Consider the following 16,619-nt stretch of genomic DNA (forward strand, 5'->3'; position numbering starts at 1 on the left):
ACGTACACATGCTGGCTGTCTGGCACTTCAGCTTCACCGTCTCCGACCTCGATGCGGCCGTCGCCTTCTACGTCGACGCCCTCGGATGTACCTGTGTTCACCGGCAGGAGCAGAGCAACGAGTACACCCGAAAGCTCGTCGCCTACCCCGACGCGCATCTGCGCATCGCCCAGCTGCGAATCGGCGAGGGCGTGCAGGTGTCCGGACACCACCTCGAACTCGTGCAGTACCTTGCACCGCGCGGTGAACGCGGCGACCGCAACATCGCCAATCCCGGTGCGGCTCATCTCGCGTTCGCCGTCGCTGACATCGAAGCCGAGTACGCCCGGCTCAGTGCACTCGGCGTACGGTTCTTCTCCACCCCGAACCTGATCACCGACGGTGTGAACAAGGGCGGAGGCACGGTCTACTTCTACGGGCCGGACGACATCGTGCACGAACTCGTTCAGCCACCCCACCGCACAACGCCCTTGCCGTGAACGGAGGCACCATGGAGTTCCTCGTGCGGTTGGAAACCCAGCTCCCTGCGACGATGTCCCCGGCGGAGCGCAACGCGCTGCTGGAGCGCGAGTCCGCACAGGGACGCGAGCTGCGCCGGGATGGTGTCATCAAAGCGATTTGGCGGCTTCCGGGCCGCCTCGCCAACGTCGGTATCTGGACGGTTGACGGCGCCGAGGCCTTGCACTCGGCCCTCGCCAGTCTCCCGGCCTGGCCCTGGATGACAGTCACGGTCACCACCCTGGCCGCCCACCCACTGATGTCCGACGAGACGCAGCAGTCGTCTCCCGGCGCCAGGCCGCCTGCCGAGGTTCCGCAGAAGTCCGCTTGCCGCATCCTCCCTGGTCAGTCCGCATGCTGTGACTCTAGGTGACGGGGCTTCTGCGGAACCCCGGGCCTACGTAGTCTGCATTTGCCACCAGCGGTGTGCTCATGCACGGTCGAGCGAGGCAAGCACGGATGGGGTGGCCGAATTGGATTCCGGGGACGTCGACGCGTAAAACCACAGCAGGGCTTCCTGATTCTCACCGGGGCTTGTTGGGCTCTGAGTTGAGAGTTACAATGCCACCAAGTCAATCGTTTGACCTCGACGGGATGAGCCGCATGGTCGGCGCTCTCGCGGCGGGGTGTCGCGGCCTGGCCGAGGCCGGCCGGTAGAGCCGGCAGAAGGGAAAGACATGCTTGAGCTGTTTGCTCCGATCGCGGCGGCCTGCGACCTCACTGTCGCGGAGCAGGACAAGCGCCCGATCGCCATCGTCGGTGCGGGAGTCATCGTGGACGTCGCGCACCTGCCCGCCTACCGTCGCGCCGGACTCGACGTAGTCGGCATCTACGATCTCAATGCCGACCGTGCGGCCCAGGTCGCGGCCCGTCACGGCGTGGAGAAGGTCTACCGGTCGCTGGATGAGCTCCTCCTCGACGAGCGTGTAGAGGTCGTCGACATTGCAGTTGCCCCGCAGGCACAACCTGCTGTCGTCCGTCAGGCATTGCGCGCGGGTAAGCACCTGCTGTGCCAAAAGCCGTTCGCCCCGGACGAGGAAACGGGCAAGGAACTCGTCGCGCTGGCCCGCAAACTCGACCTTCAGATCGCGGTCAACCAGCAGCTGCGCTTCGACGAGGGCATCGCCGCTGCCCGCGCCATGGTACGGGCGGGATGGATCGGCCACCCCACCGCCATGTCCGTCACGGTCAACATCGCCACCGACTGGACCGCTTGGGAATGGCTGCTCACGACCGACCGGCTGGAGATCATGTTCCACTCCATCCACTACCTCGACGCCATCCGCTCCATTCTGGGCGATCCTGTACGCGTGTTCTGCACCGGCAGCCGCACCCCCGGCCAGCTTCCGAAGGGCGAGACGCGAACGATGAGCACACTTGTATATCCTGGCGACGTGCGCGCGCTCGTACACGTCACACATGAGAACAGGACCGGAGACCCGGAAGCCTTGTTTCGCATCGACGGCAGCGAGGGCAGCATCAAGGGCACACTCGGTCTGCTCTACAACTACCCCGACGGGCGCCCAGACACCCTGGAAGTCAACAGCCGCATACTTCCCACCGACGGCTGGCTGCCCTACCCGGTCACGACGCGATGGATACCGGACGCCTTCGCCGGCCCGATGGGCTCGCTGCTCAAGGCGATCAGCACCGGATCCACCCCCGAGACCACAGCCAGCGACAACCTGCACACCCTGCGTCTGCTCCACGCCCTCTACGATTCGATGGACACCGGCGAGAGCCGGGCGCTGGAGAGTTCATGACTACGAAGCCCTCGCCTGGCGGTCGTCAAGCGCGCGTGACCCTGGCGGACGTGGCGGCGCATGTGGGAGTCGACCCTTCGGTGGTCTCTCGCGTCATCAACGGCGACCCACGCCTGTCCGTTCGGCCCGAGACACGCGAGCGCGTGGTCGCCGCCATCAAGCAACTCCGCTACCGCCCGAACGCCGCCGGCCGCAGCCTACGGACCGCGCGAGCAGGCATGCTCGGACTGTTCATCCCGGATTTCGCCAACCCTGTCTACGCCGAGATCATCAAGGGCGCTCAGGCAGCGGCTGCGACGCTCGGATATGTCTTGGTCACCGGCAGCGCTACGGGCGACAAGCCCGGGACACGCCAGTACATCGACCTGCTCGGCCAGGGCCGGGTTGACGGGCTCCTACTGGCAGGAACCGACACCGACAAAGCGCTGATCGACAGACTCAACGACGTCGCAATGCCCTGGCTCCTCGTCAACCGGCGAGCAAGCTGGGCGCGACGTTGCGTCATTCTCGATGACGAGCGCGCCGGTGACCTAGCAGTCGAACACCTGGCGGCGCTCGGGCACCGCCGCATCGCACACCTGGCCGGCCCGACCGGGGAAGACACCGCCCTACGCCGCCGCGCCGGCTATCTCGCCGCGATGGAACGAAACGGGTTGCCTCACGAGGACGGACTCATCGTCCACGCCGACTACGCCCACGCCGGCGGCGCTATGGCCATGGCCGCGCTACTCGCGCTCGACGAGCCTCCAACCGCAGTGTTCGTGGCCAACGTTGCATCGGCCATCGGCGCCCTCCACGCCGCCCACGCCGCGGGCGTCGAGGTGCCCCGCGACCTGTCGGTGGTGGCGGTACACGACCTCCCGCTGGCCAGCTATCTCACACCGCCGCTCACCACCGTGCGGATGCCGCTGGAGGACCTCGGCCGACGCGCTGTCGAACTTCTGGCAGGCAGCAGTCCTGACGACCCCATCGAGGAGATCGTGGACGACGCGGTCGAGCTGATCGTGCGCGGCTCAAGCGCACGCGCCCCACGACGCCGCGGGAAGAAGCCCTAGCTAGCTAGTGCCGGATCAGGCAACGTTTGCCCTGTTGTGATGTGACGCGCCGTCCGGGTGCTGTAGTGGACGGCGCGTGGGCATCATTCTGTCCGGGTGCCAGAACGAGTGCGTGTCCGAGAGATCGATGATGATGAGGGGCGGCGACTGCTGCGGATTATCCGCAGAGGCGCCGGGTCGGTGGTGACCTGGCGGCGGGCCCAGATGGTGCTGCTGTCCGCGCAGGGCATGCCGGTGGCGAAGATCGCCGAGGTGTCGTTCACCAGCGACGACCGGGTCCGGGACGTGATCCACAACTTCAACGCCGACGGCTTCGACTCTCTGTATCCGAAGTACTCCGGTGGCCGGCCGAAGACGTTCACGCTGCCGGAGCGCCGTGAGATCAAGAAGATCGCGAAGTCGAAGCCGACCGAGCACGACCTGCCGTTCTCGACCTGGAGCCTGACCAAGCTGGCGGACTTCCTGGTCGCCGAGGGGGTGGTCGACGACATCAGCCACGAGGGCCTGCGCATCCTGCTCCGCGAGGAAGGCGTCTCGTTTCAACGCCTGAAGACCTGGAAGACCTCACGCGATCCGGACTACGCGGCCAAGAAAGCGCGGGTCGAGCACCTGTACGCCATCGCCGACGGCGAGGTTATACCCGAGGACGGCGAACCCGAAGTCATCTTCTGCATGGACGAGTTCGGGCCGCTCAACCTGATGCCCCACCCGGGCCGGCAGTGGGCCGAGCGCGGCGGCACACACAAGGACCCCGACCGTGAACCGCGCCGACGGCGACGAGCGACCTACAACCGCTACGGCGGGGTGCGACACCTGTTCGCCGCCCTGGACCTGGCCAAGGACAAGCTCTACGGCCACATCAAACCGGTCAAGAAGCGCACCCAGTTCCTGGAGTTCTGCCGCTACCTGCGCAGCCTCTACCCGGACACCGTCCGGATCGCGATCGTGGCCGACAACTTCTCCCCGCACCTGACCACGAAAAGGTGCCAGCGGGTCGGCACCTGGGCTGCCGCGAACAACGTCGAGATCGCCTACACACCGACCAACTCCTCCTGGCTCAACCGCATCGAGGCCCAGTTCACGGCCCTGCGCTACTTCACTCTGGACGGCACGGACCACGCCGACCACAAGGAACAGGGCAGCATGATCCGCCGCTACATCATCTGGCGAAACCGCCATGCCGACGACCAGCACCTACAAGCCGTCGTCGACAGGGCAAACGTTGCCTGAGGCGGCACTAGACATACGCCGCCGCGACCGCCTCGGCGGCACTCTCCACGAATACCAGCATGCAGCCTGACCTCGGTGGATGAGGTTTTCGGCAGGGGCAACGCCGCCGTGCCCATAAAAAGGTCCTCAACCACCAGCATCAGGGCATGTGGGTGCACTTCAGAGCCTGGTTCGGGTTCACCGGAGCAGCCGGCAGTTCTGACGACGGCCGGATGCGCCATATCTCCGAACACCTGCCCACCGCCTACGCGGCCCGGCTGTTCCAAGCCCGGTACCGCAACGGGGACGAACACGAACTCCGCACCATCGTCGGAGACGCCGTCGGCGAGGCCTATTTCAAGGTCTCACCCACCGGCGGCCTACACATGGTGCAGCTCACTGACATCGACTACATCGAGTTCTCCTACTGATAGTTGAATTGCGCTGATATGTGCCCAGACGCTCTGAGGGCGTCGATGACGCGCAGCCCGCGGCCGCTCGTGCCCAAGGGTGTGGCACGTGAGCCCAACTGGCCACCGGATCCGTCATGCTGCTGGTTGCCCGGACCTCCAGAGCCGCTCCCTTTGGTGTCAGGTGAGGTCGCGGGTTTCCCAACCGGGTGGGAGTTTGGGCAGGCCAATGAGTGCGTCGATGCCGAGGTGCTCGAGGAGGAGGGCTTTGAGGTGGCGGCCGTCGATGAGTTCCATGCGGCCGGTGCGGTGGGCGAAGTCCCAGCTGGCTTTGCCGAACCATGCGGTGGTGACGACGATGCCTTTGGCGGCGGCTTTGTCGTGCATGACGCCGGCGAGTGCGCGTACGGCTTCGGCGGGCACGGCGTTCTTGGAGCGTTTGGCCTGGATGATGCACAGGCCGCCGATGAGGGGTTCCTCGTTGACGGCCACGGCATCGACTCCGTCGTCGCGGGAGGCCTGGGTGACCCAGGACTTGAGGCCGATCTTCTCGAAGAGACGCCGGATGAGGTGCTCGAACTCGATGGGATCCAGCGTGACGAGGTCGGGCCGGCTGTCCAGCCCGGCGACGACATCGCGCTCAGGAGCCAATTTGTACTTGGCGAGGTCGAAGGTGACCACGGGCCGGACGGGTTCCAGGTCGTAGGGGTGCTGGGAGACGATGGCGTTGAGGAAGTGCAGGCTCTGAACCGGGTCGAGTTCCGGCTCGTCCAGGACGAGGTCCTCGAACGTGTCCCGGCTCGCCCTCAGACTGATCAGACAGGGCCGGATGGCTTTCCCGGTGGCGCGGTCCTTGGCGTGGACGTGCCCGTTGAACGCCACCACGTCGACCAGTGAGGGCGGGGCCACCGTGAAGGCCTCGTCGATGGCCCTCAAAGCGAGCCGTGCGACGAGGTCTCTATACATGGCCTTGCACTCGGCCTCTTTCCGTGGCTGCGGCACCACTGCCGCAGGTGCGGATGCCTTGTACCGGTACTGCGTGACAGCCGGCACTACCACCTGGCCAGGCAGTTCGACTTCCAGGACCAACTCCCTCGCTTCCGGCGCGAAAGCCACGCGACGCCCACCGCGAAGACCGTCGGGGTAGACAACTCTGCTGAGCGTCTCCTCCACGCAGCCGGTCAGGCCATCGGAGCCACCTTCGCTGAAAGCTTCTTCCACCCGCAGTCGGAGCGTGCGAAGACCACCAGGCCGTGTGTGGAGTACGGACATCAAGCGATCCACTTGTGTCTCGACCTCAGCTGTCTTGAGAGTCGCCTCCTGACGCAGGCGGTCGCTCATCTCCTGCTTCGCACGCCGTTCTGCCGCCGTCCTCTCACGCGCTTCGGCCCGCTTCCTCTGCTCAGCCTCCTTGGCCCGGGCTGCCTCACGCTTCTCCAGATCCCGGACGATCTGCTCGGCCTTCCGGGACTCGGCGGAACGCTGAGCTTCCTTCTCCTTCTGCGTACGGACCCAGGCCTGGGCCCGCTCACGTTCCCGCCTGGCCTCCTCCTTGGCGCGCTGAGCGGCCTCCCGTTCCGCCGCGCGGGCCTGACGATCACGCTCTGCCTCGGCCCGCTTGGCAGCAGCGGCCTTCGCCTCCTGCGCATCCCGATATGTCTGCACCAACTGCGCCGCCAGAGACTTCCTGCGAGCCATCCGCCCCCCTTTGTTACAGACCGAAGAAGGAGAGCTGCCCTGCGGCACGGACCGTCAATCCGAATGACTTGCTTGATGGCTCAAGAGGTGGCTCGGTGGGCGACTTTGAGACACCCGGGGAGCTGAGACCTTCACGTGTCCGCCGACGGATCGGATTCGCATCCCCAACCGAGAGGCCCTGCCCACATGCCCCCGCTACCGCAAGATCACCCGACCACCGTCACAATGACAGCATCCCAACTCAGATATCTGATCAGGCTTGCATGAGGGATGTGTGTGCCGATATCGTCCAGGCACGGCACAGGCACGCGTCCCCAGGGAGACAGGCAATGCTGCTCACGACGGGACAGGCCGCCGAGGAACTGGGCTGCGCAGTCACCACCTTCCGTCGCCTCGTCAATGCAGGCGTGCTTCCCGGTCTCTCCCGCCGCGGCGTCCGTGTGATGACGCCTCTCTGGGTCGTTCAAGCCCTGCAGGAACGCCCCCACGCCCCCTTGCACCACCTGGATGCCAAAGAACTCGGGGTGCTGCGCGTCGACGTGGCACGCCGAGTCGGCGACACCGACCGGCAGTGGATCGGATACGCATCTGCCCTCGGCCCCGAGGATCTCCTCAGGAGCCTGAAAGGCTGGTGGCGCTGCGACGCCGCCAGTGTGGCCGCCGGGGGAGTGCTGCCGGTGACTCTGTCGGGGTACGTCGTGGCCGTCCTGACCGGCTTGGACACCTGGGAGAGAGGTGAGGGCGGACGACACGCATTCCCGGACGCAGTCCTCGCCGGATACCTCACCGACCTGGCCACACCCGTCAAGCACCTGACCGCACCGCAGCAAACCGACCGTGACGTGGCGGACCTCCTCCTGGGCACCCGCCTCACTTCGCACTCGGGCGGCGCCATCGCGTACGTCGCAACCGGTAACCGTTCCGCCAACTGACCTGCAGGCACAAGGGATCGTGATGGACGCAAAGACCTACAACGCGCAACTCGCCGACTTGCGCGCCCTGCGCGACGACATCAAGAAGACCCAGGCCGCGCTCGCGAAACTGGAAACGGACCGCGCCCGGCAGATCACCGCGCTGGCCGGATACGAGAAGGCGAAAGCCGAACGCATCGCACCCGCAGCCGGGCTGAGCCTCGCTGACGTCGTGGCGATCGCCCCGATCCTTGCCCCGAACCGGCTCGCCGGCAACGTATCAGCAGCGGAGACCGCCACAGTGCCTCCGGCCCCCGAACCCGCCGCCGAGACGGCACCGGTCAACGTCGCCGAAGAGGAACCCGCCCAGACCGGCACAGTTGCCCCGGCCATGACCCGCCCGGTCCCCCAGCCGGCGTCGGAGCCCGAACCACCCTCAGCACCCCCCGCTGCTGCTCCGCCAGCAGCGGCACCGCAGACTGCGCCGACTCCTCCCAACCGTACCGGGGAGCAGCGCACTCTTCCCGGCATCCCTCAAGGCCCCGACGGCGACCGGTGGTTCACCCACACAGCGAACCTGGCCTCCACCCACCCGAACTTCACCCAGCAGGCCCGCAGCACCGTCTTCCTCGACACTGATGCGGGCGTGCTGGTCCACCGCGACCAGACCTTCCGCCTGGACCTGCCGACCGCCAGTGCCGCCGAAATCCTGAACACGGTCTTCCACGCTCTGCCCGGCGGCGTCGAACGGATCTACATCACCGCCGGAACTCCCTGGCACCACCAGGCCGACCAGCACCCCTTCCTCAAGGACGCAGTCGCCGCCTGGCTGAACGCCGACACTCCCGGGTGGCGCACCGACACCGGCCGCGGCAAGGACCGCATGGCCGGACACTTCGTCCACCCCCGCAACCCCGTCGGCCGCTACCAGCGCGCCGACGGCGAACACCACGTCGAAATCCGCTCAGCGGGGGAGTGGTTCGACACCGAGGGCGCCGAACCCGCCATCATCCGGGACGCGTTCGTCCTGCTGTGGAAGGCCCTGCGCCACCACTGGCCCGACGCCGTCATCATGGGATCCCCCTCCCAGACCGGCCGCGACCTGTGGACCCGCACCATCCCCACCAAGGGCCAGTACGCCGACGGCTACCCCGTCCTGTCCGAAGAGCTCCGCGGCCTGTTCCACGCCACCGCCGGACAGGGCCGCACGGAACTCATCACCCCGCCCCGCGTCCCTGAACAGCTTCCCGGCCTGGCCGAGTACGACCGCACCTTCGCCTACGCCAAACACACCTGGAAATCCGGCGTCGGCACACCCCGCCGCGTCACCGCCGCCACCTTTGCCTCCTGGTCACAGAAGGAACAGACCAAGGCCCTGTTCGCCTGCGGCCACTGGCACGTCCGCGTCACCGTCCCCGACACCTGGAACCACGTCGGGATCCTCCCCGCGCCCGCCCCCGGCGACCGCGCCTGGCACTACCCGGCCACCCCGGGAACCACGTTCACCACCTGGGCCGGCGGACCCGAAATCCACACCGCCCTGTCCAACCCCCGTGGGCCGTGGAAGATCGAAATCCTCGACGGCATCCTCTTCGACGACGGCAAACCACTGGACGACTGGTCCAAGAAACTCAAAGAAGCCTGGGCATCCCTCACCGCCCAAGCCGACCTCAACGGCGACCCCGCACAGCGCACCGCCGCCCACCTCGCCTCCCGTGCCGTCCGCGCGATCCTCCTCTACGGCATCGGCGCCTTCGCCCAACGACCCCGCACCGTCACCGGCACCACCCCCCGCACCCACGAGCGCGACGTCCCCCCGGACGCCGAAATCATCGGCTTCGACAACGACACCATCACCTGGCAACGCCCCACCGGCTTCACCCGCGACCCCAACGCCCACCCGGAATGGGCCGCCCACATCTGGTCCTCCGCCCGCGTCGCCCTGCTCTCCCAGCGACACCGCGACGACGACACCTACGCCGGGGCCCTCCACGCCCCGCCCGGCACCGTTATCGCCTTCCGCACCGACGCCGTCTACCTCACCCAGCCCCAGAACTGGCCCTACCACGGGCAGCCCGGCGACTACCTCCACAAAGGCCACCTCACCGGCCCCGTCCCCGCACCCACCACCGAAGACGAACTCCTCGCCCTGCGCGACCACGCCCGCACAGCCCTCCACCAACCCCGCACCAACCAGGAGGCCTGATGCCACCCCGTGCTCGACGCCGGACCCCGGAACCACAACTCAACGAAGCAGCCCGACTCGCCGACCAGCTCCAGGCCCACGGCTACACCAAACGCGACATCGCCCGCATCATCAACCGAGACCCCTCCCTCGTCTCCCAGTTCTATACAAAACACAAAGGCGCAGCCTTCGTCCCCGCCCTCACCCACGTCCTCGCCGCCGTGCAAACCGCGGGCATCACCGACACCACGGAACTCGCCACCCTCGCCGCACGACACATCACCCGCCGCACCACCGCCACGGGCACCAGAGCCCGCGTCCGCACCAAAGCCGTCCTCATCACCCCCACCGGAACCGGCACCGGCCGCGCCGGCGCACAAGCCATCGCCTCCGGTTCCGCCCGCCTCCGCCCACTCATCGCAGAAGCCGCCAACCAAGGCCTCCGCATGGCCTTCACCGTCCGCATGGCCAAGACCAGCTACCTCCACGCCTCCGGCAGTCGCACCGACTCACCCGGCATCCGCCGCGACGTCATCCAACGCGCCGACCACACCGAAGAACGCTCCTACGGCTCCGCCACCACCGGCGGCTTCGATGCCGCAGACTTCGCCCACCGCGTGGACCAAGCAGGCGGCGACGTCACCTCAGCCGTCCACCAATGGCTCGTCCAAAACGGGCGCATCCACCCCGACGCCCACATCACCCACCTCGAGATCCGCACCTGGCGCCCCCGCTGACCAGCACGGAGCCTGGCAGCCACTGGTCGCGACGCTGAAGGAGCCGCTAGGTCTGCATGCCCATCAGCTGCCCGGCACTCCTGCCGAAATTCAGCATCTACACGCCAGCGCCGGACCTGGGCCGCGAAACGAACCTCGTGATCACCCCAGGCCCTGCCCCTTGTCCCCCCGTCCACGGCGAGACGGCTTCCAGCGGCTTGTCGTAGACGCGGTGCAGCGGGGGTGGGCCGCCTTGCCCGGGGGGAATGCGTCTCGGCGCGGACCGCAATAGACTCTTTTCAACTTGAAGGGGCACTCGCCACATCATGGCCACTGCCCCTCTCTTCTTGCCCGCATACCGCTCCAGCGGTCTTTGAGTCTCGGGTGTGCACGGTATCCGCGACGGCGCAGGCGGCTAGCACTCGGGGGCCGTGGATGGTGACAACACGGGCCCTTGTTCCGGCCCGGGGCGCCGTCGGTCCGCGGCCTAGCGGCGATGAGATGGGCGCTCCTGAGAGTGCTCAGCCGGCCACTGCCTCCTGCTGGGAGCCGGCCGCAGCAGCCTCCGAGGCGGCCGTCGCGGTGTAGAAGACGGACGGGCCCTGCTTGGTGCGCTGAGCCTGGCTCTTGGCGACCAGTCCTTCGAGGGTGGTACGCACCGCGGTGGTCTTGACGCCGCGGTCAGGGTGGGCCTGAGTGAGCGCGGCGGAGATCTCGGTGGCGGACCGCGGCTCGTTCAGGCGCGATCTGCAGGAGACAGTCAGAGCTATGGCAGGGCCGCACATGGATAGTGCGCGCTGTACTTTTCCCGTTCCGCTGCGCGGACGGGGGCCGGAACGGGCGCCGGGGTCACTCCTCGGAGCGGACCTCGTCGCCCCGCGAGGTGCGCACGCGGGCCAGGAGTCCGCGGAGCACCGCGATCTCCTCCGGGGACAGGTCGCCGCAGAGGCACCGCTCGACCTCGTCCACCGCGGCCCGGGCCTCGGCCAGGACGCCGCGCCCGCGGTCGGTGATGGTGACGATGTGGCGGCGCCGGTCGGCCGGGTCGCGACGGCGCTCGACGAGCTGCGCGGACTCCAGGTCGTTGAGGATCGCGACCATGATGCTCGGATCCACCTCGAGCGCCGCGACGAGACCTTGCTGCCCCATGGATCCGCATCCGCCGAGCAGCATCAGCGTGGCTCCCGCCCGCGGCGCCAGGCCGCAGGAGTCGAAGGCGCGCTGGACGCGGCTGTTGGCGATGGCGCCGTGCCGGGCCAGCAGGAAACCGAGCTGCTCCAACGGGTCGCCGCCGGCAGCACCCTCAACCGTGATCTCGTTCACTGCCATACCTCCACCATAGCACGACGACAACCATCGTGAGGGTCTGGTAATCCATGACTCTCAACGATTTTCGCGCGCGCGAGGACGCGATGATCCGACGCGCCCGCTCTCCTCGGCGGCGGATGTTCAGGCCAGGTTATTCCACTTCTCCGGATTCCTTGCGCGAGGCGATGGTCACACCCCATAAACCATTGACCACCATCAACCATCTGTTAGGTTCCATTCAGCAGCGATTCACAGCAACGCCGGCCCTCACGGATCCAGCGCCTGCGAACCAGGAACTCCGCCCCGGCGGCCCCGCGGAATCGCCCCCGCACGACGGGGACCGGCCCACCGGCCGGACCGTCGTCCGACGCCCCGCACACCGGGGCACAGCAAGGAGAGAACCAGTCATGAACAAGTGGACGCGCATCATCGCCACCTCCACCGCCTCGGTGGCGCTCGCCGGCACCGCCCTGCTCGGCGCCACGGGCTCCGCTTCCGCCGCTCCCCGGCCCTCCGGCCAGGACCGGCAGACCGTGACCGTCAGCAGCACGGCATGGGACAGGAACGCCGATCGCGCCGGGAACGACAGCCGGCGCTGGAACGACGACCGGCGCTGGAACGACGAGATCCGTCACCACTACGACTACGGCCACCACGGCGTGCAGTACTGGCACGGGTATGACGGCAAGCTCTACCGGTTCGACGGCCACCGCCTGGCCCGCTGGAGCCACGGCCACTGGGTGACCGTCTGGCTGTCCTACGGCCACGGGCCCGTCCGCTGAGGCGCGACCGGATCCGGCATACCCCGCCGGACCACGCGCGCCCCGGCGACCGGACGACGACGTCCCGGCCGCCAGGGCAGGGAGCCTCGCCGGTGCCGAGCCGTCCCGTCCTCGCACGGCCCGGCACCAGCCGGCTCCCGCCCCTCGTCCTGCCCCGATACCGCCGGCACACCGAAAGACCCGGAGAACACCATGCTCAAGACCATGCCGACGACGAAGTCCGGCGGACTGCTCAACAACGCCTTCGTAGCGGTGCGGCGCCGACAGTCGGCCGCCGCCTCCAGCACCGGACGGCACCGCGGCCGGCCCGCCAGTGAAGGCCTCACCTCCATCGCCGCACCTGGCCTGGGCGCCCACCGCCGCCCACTCGACACCCCCCCCGCGGCCGCTCAGGACTGAAGCACCGCCAGTGCCGCTCCACGACACCAAGTCCCGCGGACGGCTCCGACATCGACGAATCACCGGTCCGCGCCCTGCTGCGTGACCTGCATCCGGGCCCCGTCGACCTGCGCTGGGTCGACGCCGGAGGGGGCAACCAACTCTGGCGCTTGCGAGACGAGTCGGCCGTGCGTCTGCCTCGCACACCGCGCGCCCAGCGCTCCTGCGCAAGAACAGCTCCCGTCCCGGCTCAGAACCTTTCGCTCCCGGTGCCCCTCCTCCGCACCGCATTCGGCGCGCTCCACGACGCCCTCGGCCGTGACTCACCAACGGGTCGGGCAAGGCGGCCCACCGCGAAAGCGAGCTCTTCGAGTCGATGGCACCGTGACGAAGATCATTATCACGGAGGGGCCGTAACTTCGGGTGCCCCTTCCCGACCGCACCGGTAGCGTGCGGCGGCATGACATCGGACGTGCAACGCCCGCCCCCGCTCCAAGCGGGAATGCACCGCGGTCATCGGTTGGCTGGACCTGCAGCGGCAGATCCTGCGCTGGACATGAGGGCCTGAGCGACGAGGACGCGCATTGCCCGGTCCTCCCGACCTCACCGGTGATGACGATGGCCGGTCTGATCTCCCACATGCCTGGAAGCCCCGCAGCAGCTACGGAGTACACCAGCCGCTCACTGATAAGGAGGTGCGCAACGCCGAGCGATTGCTCGGTGTCACGCTCCCGACTTCGCTTCTTGACCTGCTGCGCACTCAGAACGGGGGCGAGTCCGCAGCCGACCGGAACGCCTTCCCGACAGTCAAGCCGACTTCCTGGAGCGCCGATCACATCCCTTTCGACCACTTGATGGGCATCGGCGACCGCGAACACGCGGTCTCTCTGCTGGACAGTCCGTACCTGATCGAGGAATGGGGTCTTCCCGCGCCTGCCGTGCTCCTCTCCGGCGGCGGGCACTACTGGATTGCGCTCGACTATCGGTCATCCGGCCGACATGGGGAACCATCGGTGACGTGGTTCGACGCCGATCGCAATGAAGAGCTGGCCCTCGCCTCGGATTTCCGATCCTTCGTCGAGGGCCTTACCTCCGCCAGTGACTTCGACAGCGAAGACATACCCACGACTGATGTCTGACCGGGGAAGGGTGGAAGACAGCAGCTGAGGGTGGCACGTCCCGAAGGACACTCCCGCGGCCGCCTCAGTACTTCCGCTCAAAACCCGCTCGCCCTCACCGTCGAAGCAGACATCACCCCCGGCAGCGGCTTCCTGCACTCACACGCTGGAGCGGCCTATCGCGTGGACGCCACCGGCGTCGACCTGACCCACCTGCGCCGCATCACCCTGTGACTCCGAGCGGACGAGCTCGTCGACGAGCACCTCTCCCCGGACGCCGGATACCCCCTCAAGATCGGCTCCAGCATCAGCCGGCAGGCCGGACCAACCCACCGTGAGTACATCGTCGAGATCGCCGATGTGCAAGCGGTCGACCGAACACGCGTACGAGCCGCGCGTCTCGGTCGAGGGCGGTCTGTACGGTCCAGCGTCCGGTGCCCTTCTGTCCGGCGCTGTCGGCGACGATGTCGACGAAGGGGAGCCCGGTGGAGCTGTCCGTGTGGGCGAGGACTTCGGCGGTGACTTCGATGAGGTAGGAGTTGAGGCGGCCGGTGTTCCAGGTCCGGGAGATCTCCGCGATCTGGGACGGCTCGTATCCGGCGGTGTGCCGCAGCAGATGGTAGGCCTCGGCGATGAGCTGCATGTCGGCGTACTCGATGCCGTTGTGGACCATCTTCACGAAGTGACCGGCGCCGTCGGGACCGAGGTGGGCGACGGTGCGGGCGCTGTCCGGGGCGGTGGCGGCGATGTCTTCCAGAAGGGGGGAGAGCAGCTGATAGGCCTCTTCCGAGCCGCCCGACATGATGCTGGGGCCGTGGAGGGCGCCTTCCTCGCCGCCGGAGATGTCCACGCTGGCGAAGTGGATGCCGCGGGCGCGCAGGGCCGCTTCACGGCGGCGGGTGTCGGCGAAGTGGGCGTTGCCCCGTCCACCAGTACGTCTCCGGGATCGAGCAGGGGTGCGAGTTCGTCGATGACTGCGTCGGTGGGTCTCCGGCCTGCACCATGATGATCAGGCGCCGTGGTCGCTGTAGTGAGGCGACCAGCTCTCCTTCGTGGACTCGGCCGGGACGAACGTTCCTTCGTCGCCGAACTGCTCGACGAAGGCGTGGGTCCGCGCCGGGGTGCGGTTGTGGACGGCCACGGTGTAGCCGTTGCGGGCGAGATTGCGGCCCATCACGGACAGGCCGGGGACGCCGACGTGCGCGGTTGCAGTCATGGCTGTTCCTTGTCTGTGGTGGCGGAGTCGGGGATGGCCGCGTGAGGGTGCGGGCAGCTGCGGGGGACCTGTAGGCCTGGCCGGCAGCTTCGTGCCGTGGCGGAAACGGCCTGCAGCGCGGACACGGTGCCGGGGAGGCGGATCCGGCGCAGTCGGGCAGGGGGAATGGTCGTGCAGGTGATCGGCATGGACGTGACTCTCGGTGTTGCTCTGCGGTGGGTCATGGGCTCGTCGCCGTTGACGAAGCTGGAGGCGTCCGAGGCCAGGTTTGAGGGGGTGTGGTGAGATTTGGGCCTGGCCTCTGTCGGCGAACCAGTCGTCGCCGTTGACGAAGCTGGAGGCGTCCGAGGCCAGGTTTGAGGGGGTGTGGTGAGATTTGGGCCTGGCCTCTGTCGGCGAACCAGTCGTCGCCGTTGACGAAGCTGGAGGCGTCCGAGGCCAGGTTTGAGGGGGTGTGGTGAGATTTGGGCCTGGCCTCTGTCGATGAACCAGTCGTCGCCGTTGACGAAGCTGGAGGCGTCCGAGGCCAGGAACGTCGCTGCGGCGAACCGCCTGGCGATGGCGAGCCCGATACCGCTGTTGGCCCCAGTGACGACCGCCACCTTGCCTGCGAGTACTTCCGTCAGGCTGCGCCCACTCCTCAGTTCTTGACTGGATCGTCCATAAGGCTAACCATTGTGGACGAACCAGTCAAGTATGCGTAGGCTTGCCCCCATGGCACGACCTCGAAAGTTCGACGAGCAGCAGGTGCTGGACACCGTCCGGGAGCTGTTCTGGGCGGGCGGGTACGCCGCGACGCGCATGGACGACATCGCCGCGGCGACGGGCCTCGGCAAAGGCAGCCTGTACGGCGCGTTCGGCGGAAAGCAGGAGCTGTTCCAGCGCGTGTTCGAGGAGTACTGCCGCGCGATCGTCGACGCCACCGCCCAGCACCTGCGCGGTGACGACAAGAACGCGTACGCGCGGCTGTCCGCTTACGTCCACGCGGTGGCGGCGGCCACCGCCGCAGACACCGCTCAGCGCGGATGCCTCCTGGCCAAAGGCGCCGCCGAGCTGACTGAACACGACAAGACGGTGGCCAAGCGGGCGCACGCGGCCATCGAGGCACTGCGCGCACTGCTGGAGGACGACATCGCCGCCTGCCAGCGCAACGGCGACCTCGCCGCGGACGCGGACCCCGGAAAGCTGGCCGCGCTGGTGCTCGCCGTACTGCGCGGCATCGAAGCACTGGGCAAGGCCGGAGCGAACGAGGAGACGCTGACAGACATAGCCCGCACCGCCCTCGCCGTACTGCCCCGCCCCACAGGCTGACGGCCCCGCCACGCCACGCCGTCAGGACTGCAGGTAGGGCCTGACGTGCAAGAAGTCCGGG

17 protein-coding genes and 3 pseudogenes are annotated in these 16,619 nt (G+C 67.8%); 15 read left to right on the top strand and 5 right to left on the bottom strand.

What is annotated here, in order from left to right; translation table 11 throughout:
* Window positions 1-8 precede the first annotated feature (8 nt).
* The 6 genes and pseudogenes from OHA88_RS43735 to tpg form a co-directional block, all read left to right on the top strand.
* Window positions 9-479 (top strand): VOC family protein, encoded by a 471-nt coding sequence (locus OHA88_RS43735; protein ID WP_328623735.1) that lies wholly within the window; start codon window positions 9-11, stop codon window positions 477-479.
* 11 nt (window positions 480-490) lie between these two features.
* On the top strand, window positions 491-871 hold the full coding sequence (locus OHA88_RS43740) for a muconolactone Delta-isomerase (RefSeq protein WP_328623734.1): 381 nt from the start codon (window positions 491-493) through the stop codon (window positions 869-871).
* Window positions 872-1,175: 304 nt separating this feature from the next.
* On the top strand, window positions 1,176-2,261 hold the full coding sequence (locus tag OHA88_RS43745) for a Gfo/Idh/MocA family protein (RefSeq protein ID WP_328623733.1): 1,086 nt from the start codon (window positions 1,176-1,178) through the stop codon (window positions 2,259-2,261).
* A complete protein-coding gene (locus OHA88_RS43750) occupies window positions 2,258-3,316 on the top strand; it encodes a LacI family DNA-binding transcriptional regulator (protein WP_328623732.1) in 1,059 nt (352 codons plus the stop codon). Before OHA88_RS43745 ends, OHA88_RS43750 begins: the two co-directional genes overlap by 4 nt.
* A 96-nt stretch (window positions 3,317-3,412) precedes the next feature.
* On the top strand, window positions 3,413-4,546 hold the full coding sequence (locus tag OHA88_RS43755; RefSeq protein ID WP_328623695.1) for an IS630 family transposase: 1,134 nt from the start codon (window positions 3,413-3,415) through the stop codon (window positions 4,544-4,546).
* 113 nt (window positions 4,547-4,659) lie between these two features.
* Window positions 4,660-4,956, top strand: a pseudogene (gene tpg, locus OHA88_RS43760) (telomere-protecting terminal protein Tpg); the annotation flags it as partial.
* A 159-nt stretch (window positions 4,957-5,115) separates the two neighbouring features.
* Here tpg and OHA88_RS43765 read toward each other — a convergent pair.
* Window positions 5,116-6,633, bottom strand: coding sequence for a restriction endonuclease (locus OHA88_RS43765; protein ID WP_328623730.1), 1,518 nt, complete (start codon window positions 6,631-6,633; stop codon window positions 5,116-5,118).
* A gap of 329 nt (window positions 6,634-6,962) precedes the next feature.
* On the opposite strand from OHA88_RS43765, the gene OHA88_RS43770 reads away from it, so the two are divergent.
* The 3 genes from OHA88_RS43770 to OHA88_RS43780 are packed head-to-tail and all read left to right on the top strand — an operon-like array spanning window position 6,963 to window position 10,466.
* On the top strand, window positions 6,963-7,565 hold the full coding sequence (locus tag OHA88_RS43770; RefSeq protein WP_328623729.1) for a helix-turn-helix domain-containing protein: 603 nt from the start codon (window positions 6,963-6,965) through the stop codon (window positions 7,563-7,565).
* 22 nt (window positions 7,566-7,587) lie between these two features.
* Entirely contained in the window at window positions 7,588-9,750 is a 2,163-nt protein-coding gene (locus tag OHA88_RS43775; RefSeq protein ID WP_328623728.1) for a hypothetical protein, read from the top strand.
* Window positions 9,750-10,466: a helix-turn-helix domain containing protein gene (locus OHA88_RS43780; protein WP_328623727.1), complete on the top strand. Its 717-nt coding sequence runs from the start codon at window positions 9,750-9,752 to the stop codon at window positions 10,464-10,466. The genes OHA88_RS43775 and OHA88_RS43780 overlap by 1 nt, the downstream gene beginning before the upstream one ends.
* A gap of 500 nt (window positions 10,467-10,966) precedes the next feature.
* On the opposite strand, the gene OHA88_RS43785 is transcribed toward OHA88_RS43780, so the two are convergent.
* Both OHA88_RS43785 and OHA88_RS43790 read right to left on the bottom strand, forming a co-directional pair.
* Complete coding sequence (locus OHA88_RS43785; protein WP_328623726.1) at window positions 10,967-11,230, bottom strand: BlaI/MecI/CopY family transcriptional regulator; 264 nt, start codon at window positions 11,228-11,230, stop codon at window positions 10,967-10,969.
* Between the two features lie 64 nt (window positions 11,231-11,294).
* Entirely contained in the window at window positions 11,295-11,774 is a 480-nt protein-coding gene (locus tag OHA88_RS43790) for a MarR family winged helix-turn-helix transcriptional regulator (protein WP_328623725.1), read from the bottom strand.
* A 386-nt stretch (window positions 11,775-12,160) separates the two neighbouring features.
* On the opposite strand from OHA88_RS43790, the gene OHA88_RS43795 reads away from it, so the two are divergent.
* The 5 genes and pseudogenes from OHA88_RS43795 (at window position 12,161) to OHA88_RS43815 (ending at window position 14,265) form a co-directional block, all read left to right on the top strand.
* Complete coding sequence (locus OHA88_RS43795) at window positions 12,161-12,535, top strand: hypothetical protein (protein WP_328623724.1); 375 nt, start codon at window positions 12,161-12,163, stop codon at window positions 12,533-12,535.
* Window positions 12,536-12,727: 192 nt separating this feature from the next.
* The gene (locus OHA88_RS43800) at window positions 12,728-12,934 is read left to right on the top strand and encodes a hypothetical protein (protein WP_328623723.1); all 207 of its coding nucleotides are present in this window, start codon (window positions 12,728-12,730) and stop codon (window positions 12,932-12,934) included.
* A 439-nt stretch (window positions 12,935-13,373) separates the two neighbouring features.
* Window positions 13,374-13,555: pseudogene (locus OHA88_RS43805) on the top strand (mycothiol transferase); the annotation flags it as partial.
* Window positions 13,498-14,052 (top strand): SMI1/KNR4 family protein, encoded by a 555-nt coding sequence (locus tag OHA88_RS43810; RefSeq protein WP_328623722.1) that lies wholly within the window; start codon window positions 13,498-13,500, stop codon window positions 14,050-14,052. The pseudogene OHA88_RS43805 and the gene OHA88_RS43810, both read left to right, overlap by 58 nt.
* A 30-nt stretch (window positions 14,053-14,082) precedes the next feature.
* Entirely contained in the window at window positions 14,083-14,265 is a 183-nt protein-coding gene (locus OHA88_RS43815) for a hypothetical protein (protein WP_328623721.1), read from the top strand.
* Window positions 14,266-14,338: 73 nt separating this feature from the next.
* Here OHA88_RS43815 and OHA88_RS43820 read toward each other — a convergent pair whose 3' ends face one another.
* Window positions 14,339-14,833: a hypothetical protein gene (locus OHA88_RS43820; RefSeq protein WP_443044397.1), complete on the bottom strand. Its 495-nt coding sequence runs from the start codon at window positions 14,831-14,833 to the stop codon at window positions 14,339-14,341.
* Window positions 14,828-15,247 (bottom strand): annotated as a pseudogene (locus OHA88_RS43825) (NAD(P)-binding domain-containing protein); the annotation flags it as partial. The gene OHA88_RS43820 and the pseudogene OHA88_RS43825, both read right to left, overlap by 6 nt.
* Before the next feature lie 714 nt (window positions 15,248-15,961).
* Between OHA88_RS43825 and OHA88_RS43835 the strand changes: the two are divergent.
* Entirely contained in the window at window positions 15,962-16,558 is a 597-nt protein-coding gene (locus tag OHA88_RS43835; RefSeq protein ID WP_313935013.1) for a TetR/AcrR family transcriptional regulator, read from the top strand.
* The last annotated feature ends 61 nt before the right edge of the window (window positions 16,559-16,619 follow it).

The sequence above is a fragment of the Streptomyces sp. NBC_00353 genome, assembly GCF_036108815.1.
Taxonomy (GTDB): domain Bacteria; phylum Actinomycetota; class Actinomycetes; order Streptomycetales; family Streptomycetaceae; genus Streptomyces.

Coding starts and splice junctions, on each gene's coding strand:
- OHA88_RS43735 (WP_328623735.1), top strand. CDS start 9: ATGCTGGCTGTCTGGCACTTCAGCTTCACCGTCTCCGACCTCGATGCG.
- OHA88_RS43740 (WP_328623734.1), top strand. CDS start 491: ATGGAGTTCCTCGTGCGGTTGGAAACCCAGCTCCCTGCGACGATGTCC.
- OHA88_RS43745 (WP_328623733.1), top strand. CDS start 1,176: ATGCTTGAGCTGTTTGCTCCGATCGCGGCGGCCTGCGACCTCACTGTC.
- OHA88_RS43750 (WP_328623732.1), top strand. CDS start 2,258: ATGACTACGAAGCCCTCGCCTGGCGGTCGTCAAGCGCGCGTGACCCTG.
- OHA88_RS43765 (WP_328623730.1), bottom strand. CDS start 6,633: ATGGCTCGCAGGAAGTCTCTGGCGGCGCAGTTGGTGCAGACATATCGG.
- OHA88_RS43770 (WP_328623729.1), top strand. CDS start 6,963: ATGCTGCTCACGACGGGACAGGCCGCCGAGGAACTGGGCTGCGCAGTC.
- OHA88_RS43775 (WP_328623728.1), top strand. CDS start 7,588: ATGGACGCAAAGACCTACAACGCGCAACTCGCCGACTTGCGCGCCCTG.
- OHA88_RS43780 (WP_328623727.1), top strand. CDS start 9,750: ATGCCACCCCGTGCTCGACGCCGGACCCCGGAACCACAACTCAACGAA.
- OHA88_RS43785 (WP_328623726.1), bottom strand. CDS start 11,230: ATGTGCGGCCCTGCCATAGCTCTGACTGTCTCCTGCAGATCGCGCCTG.
- OHA88_RS43790 (WP_328623725.1), bottom strand. CDS start 11,774: ATGGCAGTGAACGAGATCACGGTTGAGGGTGCTGCCGGCGGCGACCCG.
- OHA88_RS43795 (WP_328623724.1), top strand. CDS start 12,161: ATGAACAAGTGGACGCGCATCATCGCCACCTCCACCGCCTCGGTGGCG.
- OHA88_RS43800 (WP_328623723.1), top strand. CDS start 12,728: ATGCTCAAGACCATGCCGACGACGAAGTCCGGCGGACTGCTCAACAAC.
- OHA88_RS43820 (WP_443044397.1), bottom strand. CDS start 14,833: ATGTCGGGCGGCTCGGAAGAGGCCTATCAGCTGCTCTCCCCCCTTCTG.
- OHA88_RS43835 (WP_313935013.1), top strand. CDS start 15,962: ATGGCACGACCTCGAAAGTTCGACGAGCAGCAGGTGCTGGACACCGTC.